Annotated in this window: 7 protein-coding genes; all 7 read right to left on the bottom strand. The window is 61.1% G+C overall.

The annotated features are described in order from the left end of the window. Positions 1-38 precede the first annotated feature (38 nt). Positions 39-434 carry an IS66-like element accessory protein TnpA gene (tnpA, locus tag J2T09_RS22270; protein WP_306838676.1) on the bottom strand — a complete coding sequence of 132 codons (396 nt, stop codon included), beginning with the start codon at positions 432-434 and terminating at the stop codon, positions 39-41. A 162-nt stretch (positions 435-596) separates the two neighbouring features. Then, positions 597-764 (bottom strand): 50S ribosomal protein L33, encoded by a 168-nt coding sequence (gene rpmG / locus J2T09_RS22265; protein WP_052637931.1) that lies wholly within the window; start codon positions 762-764, stop codon positions 597-599. A 93-nt stretch (positions 765-857) separates the two neighbouring features. Beyond that, positions 858-2042, bottom strand: a complete 1185-nt coding sequence (locus J2T09_RS22260) for an MFS transporter (RefSeq protein WP_306838670.1) — start codon at positions 2040-2042, stop codon at positions 858-860. A 10-nt stretch (positions 2043-2052) separates the two neighbouring features. Beyond that, a complete protein-coding gene (locus J2T09_RS22255) occupies positions 2053-2742 on the bottom strand; it encodes an NUDIX hydrolase (RefSeq protein ID WP_306838667.1) in 690 nt (229 codons plus the stop codon). Then, positions 2739-3215, bottom strand: a complete 477-nt coding sequence (locus J2T09_RS22250; RefSeq protein WP_306838665.1) for a DUF983 domain-containing protein — start codon at positions 3213-3215, stop codon at positions 2739-2741. The genes J2T09_RS22255 and J2T09_RS22250 overlap by 4 nt, the downstream gene beginning before the upstream one ends. Before the next feature lie 9 nt (positions 3216-3224). After that, positions 3225-5594, bottom strand: a complete 2370-nt coding sequence (rnr, locus tag J2T09_RS22245) for a ribonuclease R (protein ID WP_306838663.1) — start codon at positions 5592-5594, stop codon at positions 3225-3227. Beyond that, positions 5591-8305: a type I DNA topoisomerase gene (topA, locus tag J2T09_RS22240; RefSeq protein WP_306838660.1), complete on the bottom strand. Its 2715-nt coding sequence runs from the start codon at positions 8303-8305 to the stop codon at positions 5591-5593. The genes rnr and topA overlap by 4 nt, the downstream gene beginning before the upstream one ends. Positions 8306-8371 lie beyond the last annotated feature (66 nt).

Genomic DNA, 8371 nt, shown 5'->3' with positions numbered 1-8371 from the left:
GGTCGCCAGCCAGACCTTCACACCAGCAGGAACCGGGATCATCGCAGACCCAATACGCAATCGAGAATCCGGCCAAGCGCGTCCGTGTCGATATCGCTGTCCACGCGGACACGTCGGCCCCGACCAAGTTCGATCGTTACATCACTGCGCTTCCGGCGAGATGTCATCGGCGCTTCTGTGGACGTGGGCTGCGCTGCTTCGGATACGATAACCGGCACCAAGGTCGTGGTCGCCTGTTTTGCTGGTTCGTCGGATTGGCAAAGCTCCTTGTGCCACCGGAACAACTGACTGACATGGATACCGGCCGCGCGGGCAATGTCGGAGATAACCGCGTCGGGCTCAAAGCATGCCGCGACGAGCCGCACCTTGTCCTCATGTGTCCAGCGCCGACGGCGCTCTACAGATGTGATCACCTCGATGGGATGCTTCGTCATATGACTACTCCTAGTGTTACCACTAGGACTGGCAGTCAGCAGGCCGTCATCGCAAGACGGCCTTCACCGTGGGCTTACGGGAGAGGGGCGGAAATCCGGGCAACAAAAAAGGCGCGGAGCCGAATGGCTGACGCGCCTTAAAAGCCGGAACCATGGGATCAATTACTTGATCTTGGTTTCCTTGAACTCGACGTGCTTCTTGGCAATCGGGTCGTACTTGGTCTTGCTCATCTTGTCGGTGAACGTACGGCTGTTCTTCTTGGTGACGTAGAAGAAACCCGTGTCCGCCGTCGACAGCAGCTTGATCTTAATGGTCGTAGCTTTCGCCATGGTTTTCTGCCTTCTGGAAAAATGTAAGCCGTGGACGGCCAGTCGGAGCCCACGGCGAAATCTGGCGCGAAATTACAAATCGCGGGCGAAAAGTCAACTCTGTTTCGACTGGAAAAGCGGTCTGGCCAGGGAAACCAGCACGTAAAAGGCGAAGAAAGCCGCCAGCGCCCAGGCAAAACCGTCATTGCCGGCCACATCCATGGCCGCACCGATTCCCTGTGGACCGGCAACCGTCCCCACCGCGTAACAGAAGATGAAGGCCGCATTGGCGGCCGCAAGGTCGGGTCCGCTGAGGCGCGCGCCCAGATGCGCGAGGCCCACCGTATAGAGGCCGGAGACGCAGCCGCCCCAGAAAAACAGCACCACGGCCATCATCAGCCAGTTGTGGATGAGGAAGGGCAGGGACAGCGCGCCGATCACGCCGAGCACGGCCATGCCGAACAGCAACGGACGACGGTCACGCATCTTGTCGGAGATCAGGCCGAGCGGGATCTGGAACGCCATGTTGCCGACACCCATGATGGTCAGCAGCACGGCCGCATCCGGCTCCGGCATGTTTTCGCGCAGGGCGTAGATCGTGAACAGTGACAGGCCACCAGCCGACACCGCGCCGAATGCGAAGACGGCTGCCGTCGCGGAGGGCACGAGCAGGATATAATGGAAGAAATGGCGTTCCGGCTTTTCGTCCAGCACCGGGCTTTCGCCGCGCGCGATGAAAATCGGGATGATCGCCATGAGGATGATGATCGCGCCAACGGCAAAGGGAAGAATGCCGTCGCTGCCCAGCTGGGAGAAGAGAAGGGGGCCAAGCGCAAAGCCGACGGCCAGCATGGTGGCATAAATGCCGAGCACAAGCCCGCGTCTGCGTGGTGGCGCCGCCTGGTTGATCCAGAACTCGGACAGGATGAACAGCATGGTGGTGGCGCCATGGAATGTGAAGCGCAACGGGAACCACATCCAGAAGGCCTGGGCATAATAGAAACCGAGGCCGCTCGCCGCCGCAATCACGATCGCCAGGATCATGGTGCGGGCAACGCCGAAATCATGCGCGAGCTTGGTTGTCAGCGGCGCTGCCAGCATGGAGGCGACACCAGCCATGGCGGCATTCAGGCCGATCTGTGTTGCCGGGATGCCGCGTTTTTCGAGGATGATGCTGAGAAGGGGCAGGCCGAGACCGATGGCGATGCCAACCGCGCTTATGGCAGCCGTGGCTGCGATGAGAGACGGCCAATGAATCTTTTCGACATGGCCGTTCTCGTCGGTCGTCGGCTGCGACATTCAACAATCCTTACAGTCGGCTGCGGACGAAACGCCCGTGACGCGTGGTATAGAAGGGGACGGGATTTTCGAATGAGAGGTCGCGATCCGCTTCCATCAGTCTCTTCACGTCTTCCAGCACCATTTGTGTGATGCGGGCGAGTTTCACACCCGAAATCGCTGCAATGTCAAGCCATTGCAGGTCTTCCAATTCGTCCGTATCGCGCAATTGCGTCAGGTCGAAGACGGTTTCGTCGCAAAAGGCCAGAAAGAAGTGGGTATCGTAACGCCTCACATGACCGGGCGGCGTGATGGCGCGGGCAATATACCGCAGTCGGGAAAGGTCGGGTGCTGGGCCTGCAGGCACGATGGCCGTTTCCTCATTCAACTCCCGCAGGGCGGCCAGCGCCAGAGCGCGGGCGCGACGTGATGTCATGCGGGTGGACGGGCCGGCCAGCAGCTTCTCCAGAACCTGTGGATGGAGATCTCTGGAAAAGGGTAGTGCATGGTCCCCGGGATCGCGCCGGCCACCGGGAAACACATAGACATCCGGCATGAAGACATGGCCGCTGGCACGCCGACCCATCAGCACGCGCGGTGCGGAACCGGAACGATCAATCAGGATGAGGGCGGCGGCATCCCTTGGGCGAAGACGGGCGGTCACCGTCCTTGCGGAAGGCTCGTCTGGTGCCGGCGTAAGGTTCACCGGCACGTCGCTCATTCCAGAGGTCCGCCCCGGCCGGGATCAATGTCTTCGCGTTCGCCGCCGAAGCCATGCATCTTCAAGGCCCATTGCAGGCCGATGACACCGCCCTTGATGGGCTGGATGGTGAGGATGGCGGACAGCACCGTCAACGGCGCCCAGATGGCCAGATGTATCCAGGGCGACATGTCCCACACCATATCGGTCATCATGAAGCCGCCGAGCGCCACATGGCCGACGATGACGATGACGAGATAAGGCGGCAGGTCGTCGGAGCGGTGGTGATGCATGTCGGCGCCGCAATGGGCGCAGCTATCGACGGGTTTCAGGAAGGCGCCGAACAGGCGGCCGGTGCCGCAGGCCGGGCAACGGCATTTGAGGCCGCGCATGATGGAGCGGCCGAGAGGACGCTCGGTCTCGCCGGCATCGACACTGTTGCGGACCGGTTGCCGGTTTGCAGTTTCCTCTGTGGTCGCTTCCGTGGCCGTCATCATCCGTTCCTATCGTCTCGGGTGCATGCCTGCCTTGCCACGCGCGGTGCGGCGCTGGCGGCCGGCCTTGTGGAAGGAGCGTGTGCCGCCTGCCATCTTGCGACCTTCGCTGAGCATCTCGAAACGCAGCGCACCGGCAAGCGGGATCGCCTCGACCAGCTTCACATCGACCGAATCGCCGAGCTGGAAACCGAGGCCGGTTTTGTCGCCGACCAGCGCCTGATGCGCTTCGTCATAGATAAAATAGTCGCGTCCGAGCGTGGAGATAGGCACAAAACCGTCGGCGCCATAGGTCGGCAGCGACACGAACAGTCCGGCCTTGGTGACGCCCGAAACTCGGCCTTCGAATTCCTGGCCGACGCGCTCAGACAGATGATGGGCGATCAGGCGGTTGATCGTGTCACGTTCTGCTGCCATGGCGCGGCGTTCAAAGGTGGAGATTTCCGCCGCGATATCTTCCAGCTGCGCTTCTTCCGCCGCGGTGATGGCGCCTTCGCCAAGCCCCAGCGCACCGACGAGACCGCGATGCACGATCAGGTCGGCATAACGGCGGATCGGCGAGGTGAAATGCGCGTATTTCATCAGGTTGAGGCCAAAATGGCCGAGATTGTCCGGGCTGTAGATGGCCTGGCTCTGCGAGCGCAGCACCATCTCGTTGACCATGATCTGATGGGCAGTATCGGCGGCTTTCGCGAGAATGCCGTTGAACGAATTGGCACGTACCTGACCGCCCTTGGCCATCGGAATGCCCAATGTTGCCAGAAACTCGCGCAGCACTTCCTGCTTGGCGAGCGACGGGCCATCATGAATGCGATAGACGAGCGGTTGTTTTTTCTTTTCCAGCGTCTCGGCGGCAGCGACATTGGCCTGGATCATCATTTCCTCGATGAGCTTGTGCGCATCGAGACGTTCCGGGATGATCACCTTGTCGACCGTGCCGTCGGATTTGAGAACGATCTTGCGTTCCGGCATGTCGAGTTCGAGCGGCTGGCGACGGTCGCGGCCACGCTTCATCACCTCATAGGCATGCCAGAGCGGCTTCAGGATCGGTTCGAGCAACGGGCCGGTCTTGTCGTCCGTCTTGCCGTCGATGGCCGCCTGCGCCTGCTGATAGGAGAGCTTTGCGGCGCTCTTCATCATGATGCGGTGGAACGTGTGGCCGGCCTTGCGGCCTTCCTTCGAAAACGTCATGCGCACGGCAAGCGCCGGACGGTCTTCGCCTTCACGCAGAGAGCAGAGATCGTTGGAAATACGCTCCGGCAGCATCGGCACGACGCGGTCCGGGAAATAGACGGAATTGCCGCGCTTCAGCGCCTCGCGATCGAGTTCCGAACCGGTGCGGACATACCAGGAGACATCGGCGATCGCGACGGTGACGATGACGCCATCCGGATTGTCCGGCGATGGGTCTAGCTCGGCATAAACGGCGTCGTCATGGTCCTTTGCATCGGCCGGGTCGATGGTGACGAGCGGCAGGGCGCGCCAGTCCTCGCGTTTCGACATGTTGGCCGGCTGTGCAGCCTCGGCCTCGTTCATGACCGACTGCGGGAAGATGTGCGGAATGCCGTGCGCATAGATGGCGATCATCGAGATCGCCTTTTCGCTGGCGACCGAGCCGACGATATTGAGCACCTTGGCGCGTGTCAGGCCAAACCGGTTGCCACGCAGGATATCGGCCTCGATCAGGTCGCCATCCTTGGCGTTGCCAAGGTCTTCGGCGGAAATCTGCATTTCCTCGCCACGACGGTCGATCGGCATCAACCGCGCGCCGCCATCGGCCATCATGCGGATGACGCCGAGCGAAGCGTTCTGGCGCTTGTCGATAACCTTGATGATGCGGGCGGTATAGGCCGGGCCGGAAAGGTCCTTGTTCGGAAAGATCTTTGCCAGAATGCGATCATTGAGCCCGGCGGTAACCGCCTTGCCCTTGCCGCGCTTTTCCGAACTCATGCGGATCAGCACGGCGGGTGCCGCACCGGCATCATCCGGCCATTCGGCCGGCCGGCCGATCAGTTCGCCGTCCTTGTCGCGGGTGGTGATGTCGAGAACCGTGACCGGGGGCAGGGCGCCCGGCCGCGACAGCGACTTGCGGTCCTTCTTCAAAAGACCTTCCGACTCGAGATCGCGCAAAACATCCTTCAACTCGACGCGGGTTTCGCCTTTCAGGCCAAAAGCCTTGGCGATCTCGCGCTTGGAGGCGCGATCCGGATTGTCGGCGATGAATTCAAGCAAAACCTCGCGCGGCGGAACGGCACCATGAACGATGCCGGAACCCTGACTTGCGACCTTCGGTTCGCCATTGGCGCGCCGGTCGGTGCGCCTGCTTTTCGGTTGGTCGCCGTTGCGGCCGGGCTTGTTCCTGTCGCGCGGAGTCTTCACGTGATCGTCTTCTTTGCCTTGGTTGCGGCAGTTTTTGCCGGAGCTTTTTTCGCGGCCGCCTTTTTCGGTGCGGCCTTCTTGGTCTCGCCGTCAGCCGTCTTGGCGGCAGCCTTGGCCTTTGCAGGCGCCTTGGCTTTCGCCGGTGCCTTGGCCTTTGCTGGTGCCTTTTTGGCCTTGCCCTTGACCGGCGTCTTGCCGCCCTTTTCAACGATCAGGGCAAGCGCTTCTTCAAGCGTTACTGCCTGCGGATCCTTGCCCTTCGGCAGGGTGGCGTTCACCTTGGCCCAGTTGACATAGGGGCCATATTTGCCGTCACGCACGGTGATCGGGCCGCCATCTGGATGTTCGCCGAGTTCCTTCAGCGCTGCCGGGGTACCGCGGCCGCGACCGCCCGGACCCTTCGCTGCCTTTTCGGCAATCACGGTGACGGCGCGGTTGAGGCCAATGGAAAACACGTCCTCGATGCTTTCCAGATTGGCGTAACCGCCATCATGCAGCAGGAAGGGACCATAACGGCCAAGGCCTGCAGAAATCATCTTGCCGCTTTCCGGGTGCTGGCCGACATCGCGCGGCAGGTTGATCAGTGCCAGTGCCTTTTCGTGGTCGATGTCTTCCGGCTTCCAGCCCTTGGGCAGCGACGAGCGCTTGGCTTCCTTGCCTTCACCACGCTGGATATAGGGTCCGAAACGGCCCGAACGCAGTGTCAGTTCCTCGCCAGTCATCGGATCGGCGCCCAGCGCCTTCGGCTCGTTGAGACCGGATGCATCCGCTTCATTGCCATCCGACGACAGCTGGCGGGTGAAATTGCATTCCGGATAGTTCGAGCAGCCGACGAAGGCGCCGTATTTTCCGAGCTTGAGCGACAGGTTGCCGGTGCCGCAGACCTGGCAGATGCGCGGATCAGAGCCGTCTTCGCGGGTCGGGAAGACCAGCGGCGCCAGCGTCTCGTTCAGCGCGTCGAGAACGTTGGTGACGCGCAGTTCCTTGGTGTCTTCGATCTGGGCAAAGAAATCCGTCCAGAAATCGCGCAGAACCTGCTTCCAGTCGAGTTCACCGGCGGAAATCCGGTCGAGCTTTTCTTCGAGGTCAGCGGTGAAATCGTATTCCACATACTTCGTGAAGAAGCTTTCGAGGAAGGCCGTCACCAGCCGGCCCTTGGAATGCGGGATCAGCTTGCGCTTGTCGATGACGATATATTCGCGGTCGGACAGTGTCTTCAGCGTCGCGGCATAGGTGGAAGGACGGCCGATGCCGAGTTCTTCCATCTTCTTGATCAGCGAGGCTTCCGAATAACGCGGCGGCGGCTCGGTGAAATGCTGGGTCGAGTTGACCTTGTTTTTGTCGAGCTTCTCGCTGGCATTGATCTGCGGCAGACGACCATCGTCGTCGTCATCATCGCTTTTTTCGCCTTCTTCCTTCTGGTCCATGTAGGCGCCAAGGAAGCCGTCGAAACGGACGACAGAACCGACAGCACGCAGGCCGGCCTTCTGGCCATTGTTGTCGGCGATGATTTCGACCGTGGTGCGTTCGATTTCGGCCGACGCCATCTGGCTGGCAATGCCGCGCTTCCAGATCAGATCATAAAGGCGCAGCTGGTCGCCATCGAGATACTGGCGCACCTTGTCGGGCGAGCGGTTGAAATCGGTCGGTCGGATGGCTTCGTGCGCTTCCTGGGCGTTTTTCGCCTTGGTGGAATAATGACGCGCCTTTTCCGGCAGGTAACGCTGACCGAACTGGCCGACAATCGCGTCGCGGGCGGCGTCGATCGCTTCCGGAGCCATCTGCACGCCGTCGGTACGCATATAGGTGATCAGGCCGACGGTCTCGCCGCCGATATCGACACCTTCATAAAGCTTCTGCGCCACCTGCATGGTGCGCGAGGCATTAAAGCCGAGATTGGAGGAGGCGGCCTGCTGCAATGTCGATGTGGTGAAGGGAGGGCCGGGATTGCGCTTGACGGGCTTTGCCTCGACGGTATCGACCGTATAGGCGGCACCATCCAGTAGCGATTTCAGGCGGCCGGCTTCCTCACCGTTCTTGATGCCACGCGGCGGTAGACGCTTGCCATCGGCAGCCGTGAGCTTCGCTTCGAACTCGTCACCACGCGGCGTCTTCAGCAGGGCCGAGAGGTTCCAGTATTCTTCCGAAACGAAACGTTCGATCTCGTTTTCGCGGTCGCAGACGAGGCGCAGCGCCACGGACTGCACGCGGCCGGCGGAACGCGCACCCGGCAGCTTGCGCCACAGGACCGGCGACAGGTTGAAGCCCACGAGATAATCCAGCGCGCGGCGGGCCAAATAGGCATCGACCAGCGGCACGTCGATATCGCGCGGATTGGCAATCGCGTCGAGCACGGCCTTTTTGGTGATGGCGTTGAAGACGACGCGCTCCACCGGCTTGTCGCCGAGCACACGCTTCTTCTTCAACACGTCGAGAACGTGCCAGGAAATGGCTTCACCTTCGCGATCCGGGTCGGTCGCGAGAATGAGGCCATCCGAGCTTTTCACGGCATCGGCGATATCCTTGATACGCTTCTGGGACTGGGCATCGACTTCCCAGGACATTTCGAAATCCTGATCGGGCAACACCGATCCGTCCTTGGCCGGCAGATCCCGCACATGCCCGAAGGACGCCAGAACCTTGTAGCCCGCGCCGAGATACTTGTTGATGCTCTTAATTTTCCCGGGGGATTCTACGACGACAACTTTCATTCTGCTTTTCTCTGGAACGAGGCAGGCCACATAAAAACCGCGGTATTGTTGCGGCAGGGCCGGAAA

Origin of the sequence: Neorhizobium huautlense (assembly GCF_030811685.1) — a bacterium.
Taxonomy (GTDB): Bacteria; Pseudomonadota; Alphaproteobacteria; order Rhizobiales; family Rhizobiaceae; genus Neorhizobium; species Neorhizobium huautlense_A.
Note: the sequence above shows the minus strand (reverse complement) of the source record. Positions and strands in the feature narration are given on the sequence as shown.

Excerpts from the sequence above, each read along its gene's own strand:
- topA (WP_306838660.1), bottom strand. The coding sequence starts at position 8,305 with ATGAAAGTTGTCGTCGTAGAATCCCCCGGGAAAATTAAGAGCATCAAC.
- J2T09_RS22260 (WP_306838670.1), bottom strand. The coding sequence starts at position 2,042 with ATGTCGCAGCCGACGACCGACGAGAACGGCCATGTCGAAAAGATTCAT.
- rpmG (WP_052637931.1), bottom strand. The coding sequence starts at position 764 with ATGGCGAAAGCTACGACCATTAAGATCAAGCTGCTGTCGACGGCGGAC.
- J2T09_RS22255 (WP_306838667.1), bottom strand. The coding sequence starts at position 2,742 with ATGAGCGACGTGCCGGTGAACCTTACGCCGGCACCAGACGAGCCTTCC.
- tnpA (WP_306838676.1), bottom strand. The coding sequence starts at position 434 with ATGACGAAGCATCCCATCGAGGTGATCACATCTGTAGAGCGCCGTCGG.
- J2T09_RS22250 (WP_306838665.1), bottom strand. The coding sequence starts at position 3,215 with ATGACGGCCACGGAAGCGACCACAGAGGAAACTGCAAACCGGCAACCG.